Origin of the sequence: Capnocytophaga leadbetteri, from assembly GCF_003054025.1 — a bacterium.
GTDB classification, from domain to species: domain Bacteria; phylum Bacteroidota; class Bacteroidia; order Flavobacteriales; family Flavobacteriaceae; genus Capnocytophaga; species Capnocytophaga leadbetteri.
Map to the genome: position 1 here is coordinate 133,661 of NZ_QBKG01000001.1, position 17,137 is coordinate 150,797.

Annotated in this window: 15 protein-coding genes and 1 pseudogene; 6 read left to right on the top strand and 10 right to left on the bottom strand. The window is 41.4% G+C overall.

The genetic code is table 11. The features are described from left to right. Positions 1–12: 12 nt before the first annotated feature. Genes C8P65_RS00700 through C8P65_RS00715 form a run of 4 tightly spaced genes read right to left on the bottom strand, consistent with a single transcriptional unit; the run spans position 13 to position 2,699 of the window. Positions 13–609 carry a ribonuclease HII gene (locus C8P65_RS00700; protein ID WP_107780486.1) on the bottom strand — a complete coding sequence of 199 codons (597 nt, stop codon included), beginning with the start codon at positions 607–609 and terminating at the stop codon, positions 13–15. Positions 610–630: 21 nt separating this feature from the next. Then, complete coding sequence (locus C8P65_RS00705) at positions 631–1,839, bottom strand: beta-ketoacyl-[acyl-carrier-protein] synthase family protein (RefSeq protein ID WP_107780488.1); 1,209 nt, start codon at positions 1,837–1,839, stop codon at positions 631–633. Next, positions 1,839–2,096: a phosphopantetheine-binding protein gene (locus C8P65_RS00710; protein WP_107780490.1), complete on the bottom strand. Its 258-nt coding sequence runs from the start codon at positions 2,094–2,096 to the stop codon at positions 1,839–1,841. Before C8P65_RS00710 ends, C8P65_RS00705 begins: the two co-directional genes overlap by 1 nt. A 57-nt stretch (positions 2,097–2,153) precedes the next feature. Continuing rightward, positions 2,154–2,699 carry a 3-oxoacyl-ACP synthase gene (locus C8P65_RS00715; protein WP_107780492.1) on the bottom strand — a complete coding sequence of 182 codons (546 nt, stop codon included), beginning with the start codon at positions 2,697–2,699 and terminating at the stop codon, positions 2,154–2,156. 89 nt (positions 2,700–2,788) lie between these two features. Between C8P65_RS00715 and C8P65_RS00720 the strand changes: the two genes are divergently transcribed. The 6 genes from C8P65_RS00720 to C8P65_RS00745 all read left to right on the top strand — a co-directional run bounded on the left by C8P65_RS00720 (position 2,789) and on the right by C8P65_RS00745 (position 11,431). Then, positions 2,789–5,791 (top strand): tetratricopeptide repeat protein, encoded by a 3,003-nt coding sequence (locus C8P65_RS00720; RefSeq protein WP_107780494.1) that lies wholly within the window; start codon positions 2,789–2,791, stop codon positions 5,789–5,791. 8 nt (positions 5,792–5,799) lie between these two features. Beyond that, the gene (locus C8P65_RS00725) at positions 5,800–7,533 is read left to right on the top strand and encodes a TonB-dependent receptor (RefSeq protein ID WP_107780496.1); all 1,734 of its coding nucleotides are present in this window, start codon (positions 5,800–5,802) and stop codon (positions 7,531–7,533) included. 67 nt (positions 7,534–7,600) lie between these two features. Beyond that, positions 7,601–8,512: a 1,4-dihydroxy-2-naphthoate octaprenyltransferase gene (gene menA, locus C8P65_RS00730; protein ID WP_107780498.1), complete on the top strand. Its 912-nt coding sequence runs from the start codon at positions 7,601–7,603 to the stop codon at positions 8,510–8,512. Positions 8,513–8,598: 86 nt separating this feature from the next. Continuing rightward, entirely contained in the window at positions 8,599–9,282 is a 684-nt protein-coding gene (locus C8P65_RS00735; protein WP_107780500.1) for a metal-dependent hydrolase, read from the top strand. 188 nt (positions 9,283–9,470) lie between these two features. Then, the gene (locus tag C8P65_RS00740) at positions 9,471–10,640 is read left to right on the top strand and encodes a toxin-antitoxin system YwqK family antitoxin (protein ID WP_107780502.1); all 1,170 of its coding nucleotides are present in this window, start codon (positions 9,471–9,473) and stop codon (positions 10,638–10,640) included. 17 nt (positions 10,641–10,657) lie between these two features. Continuing rightward, on the top strand, positions 10,658–11,431 hold the full coding sequence (locus C8P65_RS00745) for a superoxide dismutase (RefSeq protein ID WP_107780504.1): 774 nt from the start codon (positions 10,658–10,660) through the stop codon (positions 11,429–11,431). Between the two features lie 153 nt (positions 11,432–11,584). On the opposite strand, the gene C8P65_RS00750 is transcribed toward C8P65_RS00745, so the two are convergent. The 6 genes and pseudogenes from C8P65_RS00750 to C8P65_RS00780 all read right to left on the bottom strand — a co-directional run bounded on the left by C8P65_RS00750 (position 11,585) and on the right by C8P65_RS00780 (position 17,003). Then, complete coding sequence (locus C8P65_RS00750) at positions 11,585–13,372, bottom strand: chloride channel protein (RefSeq protein WP_107780506.1); 1,788 nt, start codon at positions 13,370–13,372, stop codon at positions 11,585–11,587. 370 nt (positions 13,373–13,742) lie between these two features. Then, positions 13,743–14,351 (bottom strand): hypothetical protein, encoded by a 609-nt coding sequence (locus C8P65_RS00755; RefSeq protein ID WP_107780508.1) that lies wholly within the window; start codon positions 14,349–14,351, stop codon positions 13,743–13,745. 500 nt (positions 14,352–14,851) lie between these two features. Then, positions 14,852–15,091: a hypothetical protein gene (locus C8P65_RS00765; protein WP_107780512.1), complete on the bottom strand. Its 240-nt coding sequence runs from the start codon at positions 15,089–15,091 to the stop codon at positions 14,852–14,854. Continuing rightward, positions 15,054–15,524 (bottom strand): annotated as a pseudogene (locus C8P65_RS00770) (RHS repeat-associated core domain-containing protein); the annotation flags it as partial. The pseudogene C8P65_RS00770 and the gene C8P65_RS00765, both read right to left, overlap by 38 nt. 236 nt (positions 15,525–15,760) lie before the next feature. Beyond that, positions 15,761–16,144 carry a hypothetical protein gene (locus C8P65_RS00775; RefSeq protein WP_107780513.1) on the bottom strand — a complete coding sequence of 128 codons (384 nt, stop codon included), beginning with the start codon at positions 16,142–16,144 and terminating at the stop codon, positions 15,761–15,763. Between the two features lie 142 nt (positions 16,145–16,286). Beyond that, complete coding sequence (locus tag C8P65_RS00780; protein ID WP_245887261.1) at positions 16,287–17,003, bottom strand: YjaG family protein; 717 nt, start codon at positions 17,001–17,003, stop codon at positions 16,287–16,289. Positions 17,004–17,137: the final 134 nt, after the last annotated feature.

A 17,137-nucleotide genomic window follows, 5' to 3' on the forward strand; every position in this document is an offset into this window, starting at 1 on the left:
TAAGGCTTTGGGCTAAAATAGGCTAAGCTGCTCTACAGGTAATAGCTGAAAGGTTTTGCGATGATGAGGAGTAGCCCCATATTCAGCAATAGCCCTACGATGCTCAGGGGTAGGGTAGCCCTTGTTTTGTTGCCAATGATATTCTGGGAATTGTAGCGCAAGGTCGCTCATATAAGCATCGCGGTAGGTTTTAGCAAGAATAGAAGCTGCAGCTATAGTTTGTATTTTGCCATCACCTTTCACTACACAAGCATAGGGTATCTGAGAATAACGTACAAATTTATTGCCGTCTACTGCTATAAAAGAGGGGACAACAGAGAGTTGTGCTATGGCTCGGTGCATAGCTGTAATAGAGGCGCGCAGAATATTTAGTTCGTCAATTTCGGCAGGTAGTACGTGGCATACTGCATAGGCTACTGCCTCGCGCTCAATAATAGGGCGTAATAGGTCGCGCTGTTTTTCTGTTAGCTGTTTAGAGTCGGTAAGAAGTTCGTTATGAAAGTCAGGAGGCAGTATTACAGCTGCTGCTGTAACAGGACCTGCTAAACAACCTCTTCCAGCCTCGTCAGTACCTGCTTCAGAAGAAGAATGATAAAATAATTGTAGCATAATATTGAACGAGTTAGCTGTTTAGTTGTTAGTAAATCGACTGAATATTAGGGTTGAACAATTGCCTCCAAAACCAAATGAATTAGAAAGCACGTGCTTGATAGGCTTGTGCACCGATTTTGTTTGGGGGTGTATAGATACTTCGCTCATTGGCTTTTCGTAATTCAAATTAGGAAAAACCACACTATTGCGCAGTGCCAGCACACTGAAGACCGCTTCGACAGCTGAAGCAGCGGCCAACGTGTGCCCAGTAAAAGGTTTAGTAGAACTAAAGTCAGGCACTTGCGTTCCAAAAATGCGCTCTAAAGCACGACTTTCAGACAGGTCGTTATTAGGAGTAGCGGTACCGTGGGCGTTGATATAATCTATTTCTGCAGGTTGTAATCCTGATTGCTGTAGCGCCTGTTGCATAGCTAAGTAAGCCCCTTGCCCTTCTGCAGATGAAGCTGTTTGATGAAAAGCATCATTAGCATTGCCCCAGCCAGTGAGTTCAGCTTTAATACGCGCTCCGCGTCTCTTAGCATTTTCTTCAGACTCTAATACTAGAAAAGCAGCGGCTTCGCCCAAATTGAGTCCTTTGCGGTGTTCGTCAAAAGGAGTACAATCAGTATCAGAGAGTATCATCAGGCTATGAAAACCATTGATAGTAAACTTGCACAAAGCATCGGCACCTCCTACGATAAGGCAATCAGCTCTACCTGTGCGTATTAGGTGAGAGGCTGTGATAAGGGCATTGGCTGATGATGAGCAGGCAGTACTAAGACTTGTTACGACACCTTTCAGTCTAAAATAGTCAGCTATTTGGTGCGAAATACTGCCGATATAATGCGTGTTAATATAACGTCTGGAGTGCTCATTGTCTTCATAGCTATACAGATAGCGCTCTGTCATATCCATTCCCCCTACACTCGATGCCATCACTAAGCCTGTACTTGCTAAGTGCAGCGGATTTAGGCGTGCATTAGCAATTGCTTGTTGGGCAGCAACAATGCCTAAAAGAGCGGTGCGAGAGTAGGCATTGACAGCCGGCAGATGTAGTGCTCGAGACAATTCATTATTAGTGTGCTTTATTTCGCCTACTTTGATGTGATATTTATGGGCAGTTTCAAAATTATGTACGCGTGTTAGGCAGGGGCGGCGATGGGTAAGTGCGTAGAGGTGTGCCTCAACAGAGTCGCCTATCGAAGAGAGAATGCCTACACCGGTAATCACCACTTTTTTGTTTGTCATTATTTAGTGCGATGAGCTGTGATATATTGGGCTATAGAAGTTACTGATTGAAAGATTTCTTTTCCTTTTTTAGGGTCGTCTAATCGTATGCCGTAATATTTATCGAGCAACACGATGAGCTCAAGAGCATCAATAGAGTCTAAGCCTAAGCCAGTACCAAAGAGAGGTACGTTTTCATCTATCTCTTCAGGAGTGATATCTTCGAGATTTAAGGCTTCAATAATACGGTTTTTCAATTCTAAAATAAGTGCTTCCATCTAAATAAAAATTATTATTTTGCGGCAAAGGTAGCGAACTATTTGCAAATTAACAAATTAAGTTAGCGTAATCCATTGGTAAATAGCTTCGTACTCTTCGCCTAAAAAATCTACCCAACCAGTGAGTATGTGTTCAGCTACACCTTGAGTCAAAAGAGCTTGGCTATAGGTTTGCAAGAATGGAGCGGCCTGCTGATAGCTGTCGAATACAAAGAAACTGCCTTCGGTATGTAGCTGATGGCGTATGCTGATTTCGCCTAAGCAAATATTGGGTAGGGTATAGACAAATACCGCCGGACTAGGGTAGTACTCCTGCGGATTGGCTATTGTTGTCTGGTGTTTGAGGTCAGTATCAAGGCTGGCAGCGCGATTAGCAAACAGAAGTGCTGTGCGGCTCTTGGCTTCAGCAGAAAGCGGACTCAAAACGGCTTCAGCAGCTAAGAAAGCTAACTTAGAGAGATTATCCATTTTGAAAAACTTAGGATATTCAACCTTTAGGGCTTTGAGTGCTTTCTTGGCAAAGTCGGCAAATGAACTCTCGGGGGCTGCGAAGAACACCGCATCATCAAGCGTAATGGAGTTATTTCTGATAGTACAAATCACTTTTTTTGACTAAATTTTTCTGCAAATATATATAATTATTTAGTTAATTGACAATAATTTCCTATCTTTGCCGATTATAAGCAACATTTATGAAAAAAATAGTTCTTTCAGCAGTAGTTCTGATGGCATACAGTCAGCTGCTATGGTCGCAAGAAAGCAGCGAGGTGCGTGAGCCGATGAGTGAGTTTCAGAAAGCTATTGCTCTCTATAATCGCAAGATGTACCAGCCCGCTCAGAACCTTTTTCGCAAAACGCAAGCCGAGCACCCCGATAAGGCTGTCAAAGCCCAAAGCGAATATTACATCGCTACCATTGCTGCCCTTTTGAACCAAGAGGGAGCAGATGCTTTGGTGAATAACTTCATACTAAATCACCCTGAATCGCCGCTTGGTTCGGCTGCCTATGTACAGATGGCGCATCTTTACTTTCAGCAGGGCAATTATGCCGAATCGCTTGAGTGGTATAATGCTATCGACCCACTTTCGTTAAAAGGAGAGGAGAAAGACCGCTACTATTTTGAGAAGGGGTATGCGCTCTTCAACACCGGCAAACAAAACGAGTCTAAACCTTACTTCGAGGCAATACAGCAGCACAAAGAATACGGAGCAGATGCTAAGTATTACTTGGGCTACATCGCCTATGATACTAACGACTATGCTAAGGCTGAGAGCTACTTTAGGCAAGTAGATACTGAAGACAGCGTTAATAATAACGTGTCGTATTTTCAAGCCAATATGTATTTCAGTCAGGCATTGTACGAAGAGGCGATAGAAGAGGGCGAAAAGCAACTCAAAAAAACAAAAAATGCTCAAGAAGTATCAGAGCTGAACAAAATAATAGGAGAGAGTTACTTCAACCTAAAAAAATACAAAGAGGCTATTCCTTACTTGCAAAACTATAAAGGCAAGAAAGGCAAATTCTCTAATACCGATTATTACTATATAGGCTATGCCCTCTACAAAAACAACGATTATAACGGAGCTATCGCTCAGTTCAATAAGATAATCGACGGCAATGACCAAGTGGCACAAAACGCTTATTACCACTTGGCGGAATGCTACCTAAAGACAGGGCAGAAGCAGCAGGCACTCAACGCTTTCAGAAATGCTTCGCAAATGGATTTTGATGCGCAGATAAAGAAAGACGCTCACCTAAACTACGCTCGCTTAGGTTATGAGATAGGCAATCCTTATGAGAGTGTGCCAAGTGTGCTGCAAGCCTACGCTACGGCTTACCCTAATGACCACAAAGACGAAATCCAAGGGCTCTTAGTCGATTCGTATATCTCATCAGGCAACTATCAGGCGGCTATTAGTCTCTTAGAAAAATCGTCTGATCCAAAAGACCGCGAACTCTACAAGAAAGTAGCTTTCTACAGAGGGGTAGAGCTCTTCAACGAACTGCAATATGCTGATGCGCTCACGTATTTAGACAAAGCCATTGCCGACAATAGTGCCATAGCAGCACGTGCGGCCTATTGGGCGGCTGAGGCAGCATACCAGCTGAAGAATTACCCCAAAGCGGCAACCTATTTTCAGCAGTTTTTTGCCAATCCTTCAGCCTCTAAAACCGATGAATACCCCAAAGCCTTCTACGGATTGGCGTACGCCAACTTCAATCAGCGCCATTATGCTGAAGCGATTGTTAATTTCGAAAAATACCTAAAGCAAAACCCTAAAGATGAGGACTTCAAGCACGATGCTATGTTGCGCCTTGCCGACTCTTATTTCGTAACAGGTAAGTATTGGCCTGCTATGGAGGGCTATAACAAGCTGATAGAAAGCAAATCGGCAGACCAAGATTATGCTGCTTACCAAAAGGCTATCAGCTATGGGTTTGTAGATCGTCCTAATAATAAGATAGAAGATTTAGAGCGCTTCATCAAAAACTATCCAACTTCTAACCTACGCCCTAATGCTCTTTACGAATTGGGCAATACCTACGTAACTCAAGGGGATACCGATAAAGGCTTGCAATACTACCAACAGCTTGCTAAAGACTACAAAGGCAATGCATTAGTGCCCCGTGCTATGTTGCGCGAAGGCTTGGTATATTATAACCGAGGCGAAGACCAAAAGGCACTGAGTCTCTTCAAGGCCATCGCTAAAGATTATCCTAAAACTAGCGAGGCATCACAGGCGGTTTCTTCAGCCAAACTGATATATGTAGATATGGGTCAGGTGAATGAGTACGCTGCTTGGGCAAAGAGTTTGGGCTATGTAGAGGTTACTGACCTCGAGTTAGAAAGTGCTACCTACGAGGCTGCCGAACGCCAGTTGCTGCAAAATAATAACAAAGAAGCTATTGTCGCTTTTGAAAAATACCTCCAACAATTCCCTAACGGAATGCGTCGCACTAATGCCGAGTTTTACTTAGCACAAGCTCTTTATAATACAGACAAAAAAGCCGAAGCCCTTACACATTATGAGAATGTTACCAAAACAGGCTCAAGTGAGTTTGGCGAACCTTCGCTTACTCGTGTGTGTCAGATATTGCTCGATGCAGGCAGCTATTTGAAAGCCAAACCTTACCTCGAAGAACTCGAAAAGACCGCTACTATAGCGCAAAATAAAACTTATGCACAGAGCAACCTGATGCGCGTGTGCTACAATGAGAAGTTGTATGATAAGGCTATAGAGTACGCTAACAAAGTGCTTAGCGAGAAATCAATAGATACCCGTATCAAAAATGATGCTTATATAGTTTTGGCTCGTGCTTACACCCAAGGGGGCAATGAGGCTCAAGCGCGCAAGTACTACCAAGAGGTACAAAAAAACGCTACGGGTAGCCTTGCTGCCGAGGCGATGTATTACGAGGCCTTCTACAAAAACAAAGACAAAGACTACAAAGGCTCTAATGATATAGTGCAACGCATAGCTAAAGACTATGGCGGACATAAAGAATGGGCTGCTAAGAGCTTGATAGTGATGGCTAAAAACTTCAACGGACTAAAAGACGCTTATCAGGCTTCGTATATTTTAGAGAGTGTGGCTAAGAACTTCAAAGAATACCCTGAAGTGGTAGCCGAAGCTAAAAAAGAACTTGCCAGCGTAAAAGCTGAAGCCGCAAAAAGCAATTCATCAGTAAAATGAGATAAAAAATGAACAGATATATTACACTTATAGGTTTATGTATAGCGACTGTACTCCCTGTGATAGGGCAAAGTCGTAAGGATAGCCTCTCTACCAAAGTGGTAGATGTGGTAAAATCGTATGCCCCTACCATAGCCGATGCCAACAAAAAACGCGAAGACGCTAAGCTGAAAGACTCGCTTACAGTCAAGAAAAAAAAGATAGCCTACAGCATCAACTCTGTGCCAGTAGCTTCTACTTTCGTGCCCGAAAAAGGAAAACCTGCGGTGGTAAAACCTAAGGTTATCCGCGAAGATTACACCACTTCATACGTGGGCGGAGGGGTCGGATTACTCAATACGCTCTATGCCGATGCTAATATCACTTACCCGCTGACCGATAAGGGCAGACTCTCTCTGTTAGTCGATCATATTTCGGCTAGTGATGATAATGAGGATATTATCCCAGAGATGAACTATTCACTTACCGATGCCTCTCTGCATTATGACTATCAAGGTCAGGAGATGTTATGGGGGCTAAAAGGTTATTTTGGCAGGAGTTTGCATAATTGGTATGGCATACGCCCTAATGTCTTTACTCGCAACGATTTGCGCGGCAAGGTAGACGATATGCAGCAGATTTACCTCCGCTATGGTGTAGGCGGTTACTTGCAGTGGCAAAACCCTTACTTCAAAGGTTTAGATTTTACTGTAGATGCCCTTAACGACCATTTCAACAGCAAAGAAGTCAATCTAAAAGCGCAACCTACTTTCGAAGTGCCGCTAACCGAAGAACAGTTAGTCCGCGCCCATTTGCTCTTAGATTATTACGAAGGTAGTTTTTCGCGCCAGCATAATACGCTTAATGAGCTCACTAACCGTTGGATGCTCTTTGGGCTAACCCCTTCCTATCAGCTGATGATTGATAACTTAAGTCTAAGGCTCGGGGTGAGTTTGCTGTATGTAGATGCTAACCGCTCCGACCAAGATAAGTTTAAGGCTTATCCTGCTGTAGAGGCTACCTACACCCTAAGCGATGACGCTATCTTAGTTGGTGGCATAAAAGGTACTATGCAGCAAAACACTTTATCAAAGCTCAGCAAAGAGAATCCTTTTGTAGCACCGATGCTCGAGCTTAAACCTACTAACGTACAAGCCGATGCTTTTGTAGGTATTAACGGCAAGGTAACTACCGATTTGCAGTACCGCCTACAGGCAAGCTACCGCCAGAGCAAAGAAAAACCGCTTTTTACTACTTTCACCGAAACCCCTACTATCGCTAGCGAGATACTGCCTTATCAGTATTATAACGCCTTCAAGGTAGTGTATGACGAGGTAAATGATGTAGAGCTATTAGCAACCCTCAGCGGTAAGCTAAAGGATATTGTAAACTTCACTTTCGAAGGGCAATACAACCACTACAAGGCGCGTACACAGATGGATAATACAGCGTGGAATCTACCCAGCGTAAAGGTATCGCTTTATACTGATTTCAGAATATTGCCTACCCTATACGCAGGTATGGACATTTTCTATATCGGCAATCGCTATGATTTAGACTATGTGCTGCCTACTACCATTACCCCAGAGAAAATCACTCTTAATGGCTATTTAGATGTAAATCTCCACGCCGATTATACTTTTAGCAAGCACTGGCAAGTATTCCTAAAGGCTAATAACCTAAGCACTCAGCGCCATACCCTTTGGGCGTATTACCCTTCACAAGGGCTACAAATATACGGCGGGGTTAGATACCTGTTTTAGTGATTTTGATAATTTTTCACATTAGCTAATTTGCTAATATATAATTATTTCGTACTTTTGTGCCTTGATGAATGCAATAACTCTTGTCAAAGCGGCTCGCTTACGCACCTTGCCGCTATCAGTATCGGGTATTATCACAGGTAGTGCTGTAGCCCTACGCGAAAAACCTGAGGCTTTCCGTGGGGATATATTCCTATTAGCGCTCCTCACTACCATACTTTTTCAGATACTCTCTAACTTCGCCAATGATTATGGCGATGGGGTAAAAGGCACCGACAATGAGCACCGTATAGGTCCTGCCCGTGCCTTACAGAGTGGGGCTATCACACGTGAGCAGATGAAGCGAGTCGTGCTTATCACAGCGGCTCTTTCTATACTCTCAGCAATTGCTCTGATAATAGCGGCTTTTGGTAGCGAAAACCTACTTTATACGCTGGTGTTTTTTGTCTTAGGATTGCTTTGTGTAGCAGCGGCTATCAAGTATACCGTAGGTAGTTCGGCCTATGGTTATCGCGGATTGGGCGATGTGTTTGTATTCGTCTTTTTCGGCTTGGTCAGTGTGGTGGGCAGTCAGTTCTTGTATACCCAGCAGATAGATAAGGCAGTATGGCTACCCGCTATAGCTATCGGATTGTTGAGTGTAGCGGTACTCAACCTCAATAATATGCGCGATTACGAAAACGACCGCCGTTCAGGCAAGCATACTCTGGTCGTCAAGATGGGTATTTCATTAGCCAAATACTATCATTATTATTTGGTTGTGATAGCTATGGTAGCGATGCTTGGCTATTCAGTATGGCGCTTACAAATGCGTTGGCAGTTGCTGTACCTTATAGCCTACTTGCCTTTGGTAGTGCATCTATTGTCAGTAAAACGCAATACAGAACTACGACTCTTAGATAAAGAACTCAAAATCGTAGCAATAAGCACTTTCTTGCTCTCGGTCTTATTCTTTATCGGCATCTATACTAATGTCTAACGTCTAGCGACTAACGACTAATAAACTAACGACTAATAAACTAACGACTAACGACTAATAAACTAACGTCTAATTCAATAATAACTATGGAAGTAATTTACTACGGACACGCTTGTGTGGGTATCCGAATAGGCGACACCCACCTTCTTATCGACCCTTTTATCTCTGAAAACCCTTCAGCGAGTCACATCAATGTAAATGATGTACCTGCCGACTACATCCTCATCACTACGGCTCAGCAAGACCATACTTATGATGTAGAGAGCATCGCTAAGCGCACTAATGCCAAAATTATCTCTAATTACGAGATTTCTAACCATTATTTCAATTTAGGCATCGAAAATTCGCACCCTATGGACTTAGGGGGGGCTTATAATTTCCCTTTTGGTTCAATTAAGATGGTACCTGCTTTGCACTCTTCTACTTTCGATGACGGTAGTGCCGGTGGTTGCGCTTGTGGTTTTATCATAAAAACCTTAGACAGAACCGTTTATGTAGCAGGAGCTACAGCATTGCACTTCGATATGCAGCTTATTCCTGTGCGTTATAAAGTAGATTTAGCCGTATTGCCTATAGGTGGCAACTTTACAATGGATGTTGAAGATGCCATTATGGCTTCTGATTTCGTAAAGTGCAACAAAGTGTTAGGCTATCACTACGACACCAATCCACTTATCAAAATTGATGATAAAGACTTAGCTGTACGCAGCTTTAAAGCCAAAGGCAAAGAGTTAATTCTCTTAGGGGTTGGACAAAAAGTATTAGCTTAGTATTAAATAGCAGAAATTTGCTAATTTCCAAATTTGCTAATCGGCTAATTGGCTAATTTTCCCAGTATGTCAAAGAACGAACTGAAAGTCTTAAAACTTTTACGGCGCAAAGTTCTCACCTTTTGGCAAACTGAGCAAATACTTGTTGCGTGATGATACAACCTTGTCAAACAAACAGTCAATAAAAAATGAAAAAACTTTTACTTATTACCGCGCTGCTTATAGCCTCTAACGGTTTAGCTCAGAAATACTTATCGCAATACGATATAGACGAAGAGCGCTTTGGCAACGAACGTATCTTCACCCTAAGCGCTAACGACGAACCCTTAGAGGGTGCCTATAAGGTAGCTATTGGGGGCGGCGATTACTATGAAGCTACCTTCAAAAAAGGTAGAATAGAGGGTGCCAAAAAAACGTATAACGACAAAGGCGAACTTATTGTGGAAGAACACTACAAAAATGGTTTGCCCGAAGGGGCTTTTACCCAATATCGCGAGGGCAAGGTAATACGCCTAACTACCTATAAAGACGGAAAGTTAGACGGCAAGAGCGCCCGCTATACCGATAAAGGCGTGCCCGACTACGAAACTTTTTATAAAGACGGTAAGAAAGAAGGCGAGTGGAAGTACTACGATGACGAAGGCAAGGTTGAGCGCATCGAAACCTACAAAAACGACGAGAAGAATGGTAAGTGGTGGCGCAAAATGGTCAGCAACCACGGCAATTACACCACTACCAAGTACTATACCAATGGCAAACCTTCAGGAAAATGGGTAGAACAGTGGGAAAATGGCTTGCTACGCGAAGAGCGCGACTATAAGGACGAAAAGACCTATACTCAGCGCAATTATCACCTAAACGGCAATCCTAAAAGCGAAGTGTCTTACAAAGACGATAAGCTGCACGGAGCTCGCAAGAACTTCAATGGGGCAGGTGTTTTGCAAGACGAACAAGTATTCGACGCTGATAAGCTCATCGCTCGCAAAATCTACCACTCTAATGGCAGATTAAAAGAGGAAACCAATTATAAAAACGATGAGAAAAACGGTAAGTACACCCTCTATAACGAAAATGGCACTCTTAGCGAAGAAGGCGAATATAAAAACGACTTCAAAGAGGGCGTATGGCGCGAGTACCAAGAGAATAATGTGCTGTACCGCGAACGTACCTATGTAGGAGGCATTCTCAACGGCGCGATGAAAATATATTACCCTAGCAAAAAAGTAAAAGAGGAAGGAATGATGAAGGACAACTACAAGCAGGGTATTTGGAAGCACTACGACCGCACAGGGCGTTTAGCATACGAAGAAGAGTACCAGCAAGGCACAGTAGTAAAACGCAAAGATTTTGACGAATAAAACTCAATTTATTTCATATGAAACTCAAAAACGCAATCACACTTTCTGCCATAGCTTTGGCTACAATGCTTGGCACCACAGACCTTTACGCACAACAGAAGAAAGGTAAAAAATGCAAAAAGACAGAGCAAAGCTGTCAAAAGCCTAATTATGGCAAACCCTCTGAGGTAAAAGCTAACGAAGGCGCTTTCAAAATAAAGCCTTTAGCATACGATTATGACGCTGTGAGCAACTACATCGATGCAGAAACAATGTACATTCACTTCTCAAAACACTATGTAGGGTATTTAAACAACCTCAATAAGGCAGTCGAAGGGAAGCCTGAAGCACAGAAGACTATAGAGCAGCTCCTCAGTACGCTCGATATGAGCAATGCAACCCTAAGAAACAACGCAGGGGGTTACTATAACCACAATTTGTATTTCGAACTTATTTCGCCAAAAGGGGGAGGAACTCCTACCGGAGCCTTAGCAGCTGCTATCGACCGCGACTTTGGTAGTTTCGAGAACTTCAAAAAAGCCTTTAGCGAGGCAGGAGCTAAACGTTTTGGTTCAGGCTGGGCGTGGTTAGTAGTCAATAATGGCAAGCTACAAGTAGTGAGCACTGCCAATCAAGATACCCCATTAATGCCAAACTTAGAGGTATCAGGCACCCCCGTTCTTGCTATGGACGTATGGGAACACGCCTACTACCTAAAATACCAAAACAAACGCGCTGACTATATCACCAACTTCTTCAACGTTATCGATTGGACTAAAGTAGCCCAAAAATACGAAGAAGCCCTAAAATAGTATGATTTTCGTGTATGGGTTCCCCCTTTGAAGGAAGTCCGCGAGCTGGCGCAGCGGAGTATGTGCATAAGGGGGATGTTTACAATATAAAAAAGCTGTTCTTTTGCGGAACAGCTTTTTTTATGATTAATCTTAAAGAGGGTATCAGCCCTATCACTGCGTAAAGTATATCAACTTCCTCCTATAAATGCTCAATAATTTTGATTTAGAGATAAAACCGTAATACCTACCATCAGAATGCACCACCGGCAGGTTCCACGCGCCTGTATGCTGAAACTTATCCATTACCGTACTCATCTTATCCTTACCCGATACTATCGTCGCAGGGGCAGGCTGCATAAGCTCAATAGCCGCAATCTTATCGTAATAATCCGCTTCAAAAATAAGGTGACGTATATTGTCAAGCAGAATTACCCCTTTTAAAACACCCGTTTCGCGCTCTAATACAGGATAAATATTCCTATTCGATACCCGCACCACATCCATCACCACCTCGCGCAGCTTCATATCCGTATAAACAGGCACAAAGTTGTGCTCTACCACCTGCTCAAAGTCCATTAAGGTCAATATCGATTGGTCTTTGTTTTGCGAAATAAGCTCCCCTTTCCTGCCCAGTTCCATAGTGTAGATAGAGTATTTGTTAAAATACTTAGCCACCGAAAACGATACCGCAGCCGTCAGCATCGCCGGTACTAGTAGCGAGTAACCTCCCGTTACTTCAGCGATGAGGAAAACAGCCGTCAGCGGAGCGTGTAGCACCCCCGTCATTAGGGCAGTCATACCCACAAGAGTAAAGTTAGGCAGCGCCGCCTTGTAGCCCAGTATCGGAAATTCGTTGATAATACGCGCAAAGCAATTCCCCATCACGCCCCCCATAAAGAGCATAGGCGAGAAAATACCCCCCACACCACCACCGCCAAAAGTCAGCGAGGTAGCCACTACCTTGGCAAAGGTAAGCCCCGCCAATAGCAGAATGATAATCCACGTGTTTGATAAATCCCACCCAAAAATATTCTTGCTAAGCGATAACTCAGGGTGTCCCTCCTTTAGGTGATTAATAATCTCGTGCCCTTCGCCGTATAACGGAGGCATTATATAGATAAGCAACCCCAAAAGAGCCCCTCCTATCACTATTTTTAGGTACGGAGCAGTTATTTTCTTAAAAAAAGCATTGATTTTCTCATATATAAAAGTAAAATAAGCCGACATTAGTCCCCCCACTATACCCAAAAGAATGTAGAACGGAATTCCTTGCAGCGAAAAGGCACGAGTGATAGTCATCGGTATAAGCACCTCACTGCCAAAGAAGAAATAAGAAGTAAACACCCCGCAGAGCGAAGCGATAAACAGAGGAATAAGCGATGATAGCGTCAGGTCAAGCCCAAACACTTCTATCGCAAATAGAATTGCGGCGATAGGCACTTTAAAGATAGCGGCTAAGGCCGCCGCACAAGCACAAGCCAACAGCAGCATACGGTTCGATTGGTTGATGTGAAAAAAACGACATATATTAGAGCTTATCCCAGCCCCTGTTACTACCATCGGACCTTCTAGCCCTACCGAACCCCCAAAGCCAATAGTAATAGGAGCCACCAACAGACTCCCATACGCCTGAAAGCGCTTCATTACCCCTTTTTGGTGAGCTACGGCATAGAGTATTGAGGGTATACCGTGATTCACATCGTGGCGTATCACATATTTTTTAACCCAATACACCGCTGCAAAGCCGATAGTAGGCAGCACAAAGTAAAAGCCATAAGTTACCGTTTGGGCTAATTGCCCATCTAACAGCCACTGAATAAAGTGAGTAAACGACCGCATCGCAAGGGCAGCCAGCCCTGTGATGATACCAATTACCCCGCTCAGTAGCAGAATAAATTGACGTTCGCTAATGTGCTTCACACGCCATATAAGGAAGCGTTTTAAGAAATGTTGAGTCATTTTTTTGTTACAGATAGTTCAGCTTTTTTAGTTACAGATAGTTTAGTTTTTTAGTTATGGATAGTTCAGCTTTTTTAGTTACAGATAGTTCAGTTTTTTAGTTACGGATAGTTCAGCTTTTTTAGTTACGGATAGTTCAGCTTTTACGAGTGGCAAAAGTACAAATTTATTTTTGATTACCACGCCTCCCCACAATATTTACATTTTCACACCTCCGACCAGTCCCACCAGTCCCACTTGTCTCACTTGTCCCACCTGTCCCACCAGTCTCACTTGTCCCACATCTTTGCCCGTGCGACTCGCACTCCCATCAGTCCCACAATCACCTTTGTATTAATATTTTTAATCATACATCAAAAACATTACCCAATCACTCGAATAGTTTAGAAAAATCTAATTGACTAGAGTCACTAATATTAATAATACTATCTACTTTTTCTATTTGTATTAAAAAAGCATAGCCTTTTCTGAATTTTTCTTCTTTTTCAACTTTTTTATTTCTAAGTCCTATTATTTTTATTTTATATTTCCCATTAGGAATTGTATACTTAGCTGCACTATAAGCGGTATATCTTTCTCCTTCATATGAAAGATAGTAATAGGTCTCTATATTTGTACAATTTTCTAAGTCTTTATATTTCCAGTTTTCTATTTGTTCAAAACTACAAATCCAAAGAGCTTCATCCTTTACTTCCAAAAAAAATGTTTCTTCGGTAGGTATAGAATCCCATTCTTCATCGGTAGTTCTATTATCATTTATAGTAATGAAAATTTGATAATAATATGCACGAATACGCGGGATAGGCACAAAAGCCCCTTTCTTTATAAAATCATAAAATACATTATGATTCTTGTCAAAATAAGTAAGCATCTTTTTAGAACGAATTCTATGTTCCTTACATAGTTCTTGGAATATTTCTGCTGATACAACAGCAATTCCATAACCATTTGAGCTAATAGGTTTATCTAAGTGTATCATATTAGTAATGAAATAAGATGTACTCTAAATTCTTTTTACAGCTACAAGTTGGCACTAATTGAGTAATAAGTTTTTTATAATGTCTTTCTATATTCATAATTAGAATTTTTATTAATAAATGTTTGATAATAATTGTTCCCTTTTGGCACAGGTTTTTCCCACCAGTCCCATACTCGCCTCACATTCCCAGCCCTCCCATTCCTCCCAGCCTTCTCATTCCTCCCAGCCTTCTCATTCCTCCCACCTGTCTCACTCGTCTCACCTGTCCCACTTGTCCCACACTCGCCCCACATTTCCAGCCCTCTCAGCCTTCCCATTCCTCCCACCTGTCCCTCCTGTCCCACCCGTCCCACAATTGCCTTTGTGTTAATGGTTAGCATACTATATTTTTAACAACACATCTGATACATTACCAAATGTCATAGTCGGTACTCCAAACAAGTTCGTCATTCCTCAAAAGGATATAAAAGTAAGAATTCAAAGAACTTTGATTATCTATATCATCGAAGTTTTAACAAAGGGTTTTCTATTTCTTCTTCAGACAAATAAAATGCTTCTCCTTCATTGATAGCAATTAATTTCAAAAGAATCCAATTTTGCCTTTGTGTTAATATATCTTCATACTTCAAATATATTTCAAATGCTTTATCTGAAATATATTCGCCTGTCTTTTTCCCTGCCAAACTTTTTAGTTTATGAATGTCATTTCTTTTGGCATTGTACTTTTTTCTCTTTTCCATTGGACGTTTCTATTGCTTTACCTTCTTGTATATCTTTATAAGTCAGGGGATAATGTGGCAAATCTACAGGTTTTCCATCAATAGCTTTTGGATGAACTCTTACTACCTCTCCGTTATGACCATATGATTCCATCCACATTCTTGTGTTTCTTGTTGGAGATGTTTCTTTTACCATTGAAGCCCCTCTCGTGGGACCAGGTGTTGTACTTGGAACTTCTTTAGAATATTCTCTAATTCTGCCATCAGACAATACTCGTTTTTTAACAACTTTAAATAACCCCAACACATCCACCCACCAGTTGCTATCCTTCACATACCCATATAGCGTAGGATTTCCTCCTGCCAGTCCTATCGGGTCTTGCGAGATATACATTCCGCTTTCAGGTGAGTAGTAGCGATAACGATTATAAGCAAGCTTAGTCTCAAAGTCGTAATACTGCCCTTGCTATAAGAAAAAAGTTCCTTCCCCGTCCTCCCAATTCTAAATTCAGAATTCAAAATTCTCTCCCTGTCCCACCAGTCCCACAATTGCCCTACATTCCCAGCCCTCACAGCCTTCCCATTCCTCTCAGCCCTCCCAGCCCTCCCATTCCTCCCACAATCGCCTTTGTATTAATGTTTAGCATATAATGTTTTACCAATACATCTGATACATTTCCATTACTAATATTATCTTTTAAAAAAATATAAACTATCAATTTCTCCCTCAGAGAAATATAACTCTATATTATTCTGCTTGATAATATTATCATCAATAATACTCCCTATTTTTTCTCCTAATTCATCTTTTGTTTTATCAAATATAAGTAAGTCATCTTCATACTCAAGCAATGTATTTTCTCTATTTTTTAGATTTCTTTCTACCATTATATAATAAAGATTTATATTTTCTTTGAAACAAAATTCTATTTTGAAATATAAAGAATACACTACATACAAACTACTATGCCTAGAAATAAAAAAATCTTGCGATATATTTTTTACAACATCAATATTAAATAGTTTTTTATCTATTGTATCATTAAAAAAATCACTAGTTTTTATCTTATACATAAGCTCTTATTTTTTTCTGAATAGTCTGGTATATCTCTAAAAAAACTGTTTAGTTAGCCCCAACATATACTCGCATCCCACAATCGTCCCCACATTCCCAGCCCTCTCAGCCTTCTCATTCCTCTCACTAGTCCCACTTGTCTCACATCTTTGCCCGAGTGTTAATGGTTAGCATATTATTTTTATTAAAATCCCTTATAGTCTCTAATCTTCTAGTTGAACATATTTCTTCTAATAATGCTTTTTGTGTTTCAATTTCTTCAACAATAATTAAATTATAATTTTCCTCCAATTCATAGCAAATATAAAAACATTGGAAAGGCATATCGCTACAATAGTTAATACTTTTGATGTTTTTATTTATGATGTAATCAAAACCATAGGCAACACATAAAGGAGGTTTTTGAGCCAAGTCCGATATAGTAGTAGCGATTTCTTCCATATCAGGAGTTAGTACATATACGCAATTATCTATTATTTTCTCAATGGTCGAATAGTCTACTTTTATATCATTATTAGCATAGAGAAAACCTTTACACAAAAGATTTTTTAACTCTTTATAATGACTAAAGTCATAAATTTCTGTATGATTATTGCATAAATCATAATATAAGGGCATCATTCGTTCAGCCATTGAGAAAGCAAAAAGGGCTCTCTCTCTATCACTTAAGGATTCTATTTTTTGATATATTATTGCATTATCCATATTTACAACCTTTTTGCCTCTTTCTATTTTTCTTACCACTTCTTTTCCACTCACTTGTCCCACTTGTCTCACCTGTCCCACTTGTCTCACCTGTCCCACTTGTCTCACCTGTCCCACTTGTCTCACCTGTCCCACTTGTCTCACCTGTCCCACCTGTCTCACTCGTCCCACCTGTCCCACTCGTCCCACACGCACATCCCCAAAAAATTTTTCTCTTTACTCTTACACTATACTTACCATATACAAACGATATAGGAAGAGCGAAGGAAGAGCGAAAAATCAGCGAA

Excerpts from the sequence above, each read along its gene's own strand:
- C8P65_RS00700 (WP_107780486.1), bottom strand. The coding sequence starts at position 609 with ATGCTACAATTATTTTATCATTCTTCTTCTGAAGCAGGTACTGACGAG.
- C8P65_RS00705 (WP_107780488.1), bottom strand. The coding sequence starts at position 1,839 with ATGACAAACAAAAAAGTGGTGATTACCGGTGTAGGCATTCTCTCTTCG.
- C8P65_RS00710 (WP_107780490.1), bottom strand. The coding sequence starts at position 2,096 with ATGGAAGCACTTATTTTAGAATTGAAAAACCGTATTATTGAAGCCTTA.
- C8P65_RS00720 (WP_107780494.1), top strand. The coding sequence starts at position 2,789 with ATGAAAAAAATAGTTCTTTCAGCAGTAGTTCTGATGGCATACAGTCAG.
- C8P65_RS00725 (WP_107780496.1), top strand. The coding sequence starts at position 5,800 with ATGAACAGATATATTACACTTATAGGTTTATGTATAGCGACTGTACTC.
- menA (WP_107780498.1), top strand. The coding sequence starts at position 7,601 with ATGAATGCAATAACTCTTGTCAAAGCGGCTCGCTTACGCACCTTGCCG.
- C8P65_RS00735 (WP_107780500.1), top strand. The coding sequence starts at position 8,599 with ATGGAAGTAATTTACTACGGACACGCTTGTGTGGGTATCCGAATAGGC.
- C8P65_RS00740 (WP_107780502.1), top strand. The coding sequence starts at position 9,471 with ATGAAAAAACTTTTACTTATTACCGCGCTGCTTATAGCCTCTAACGGT.
- C8P65_RS00745 (WP_107780504.1), top strand. The coding sequence starts at position 10,658 with ATGAAACTCAAAAACGCAATCACACTTTCTGCCATAGCTTTGGCTACA.
- C8P65_RS00750 (WP_107780506.1), bottom strand. The coding sequence starts at position 13,372 with ATGACTCAACATTTCTTAAAACGCTTCCTTATATGGCGTGTGAAGCAC.
- C8P65_RS00755 (WP_107780508.1), bottom strand. The coding sequence starts at position 14,351 with ATGATACACTTAGATAAACCTATTAGCTCAAATGGTTATGGAATTGCT.
- C8P65_RS00765 (WP_107780512.1), bottom strand. The coding sequence starts at position 15,091 with ATGGAAAAGAGAAAAAAGTACAATGCCAAAAGAAATGACATTCATAAA.
- C8P65_RS00775 (WP_107780513.1), bottom strand. The coding sequence starts at position 16,144 with ATGTATAAGATAAAAACTAGTGATTTTTTTAATGATACAATAGATAAA.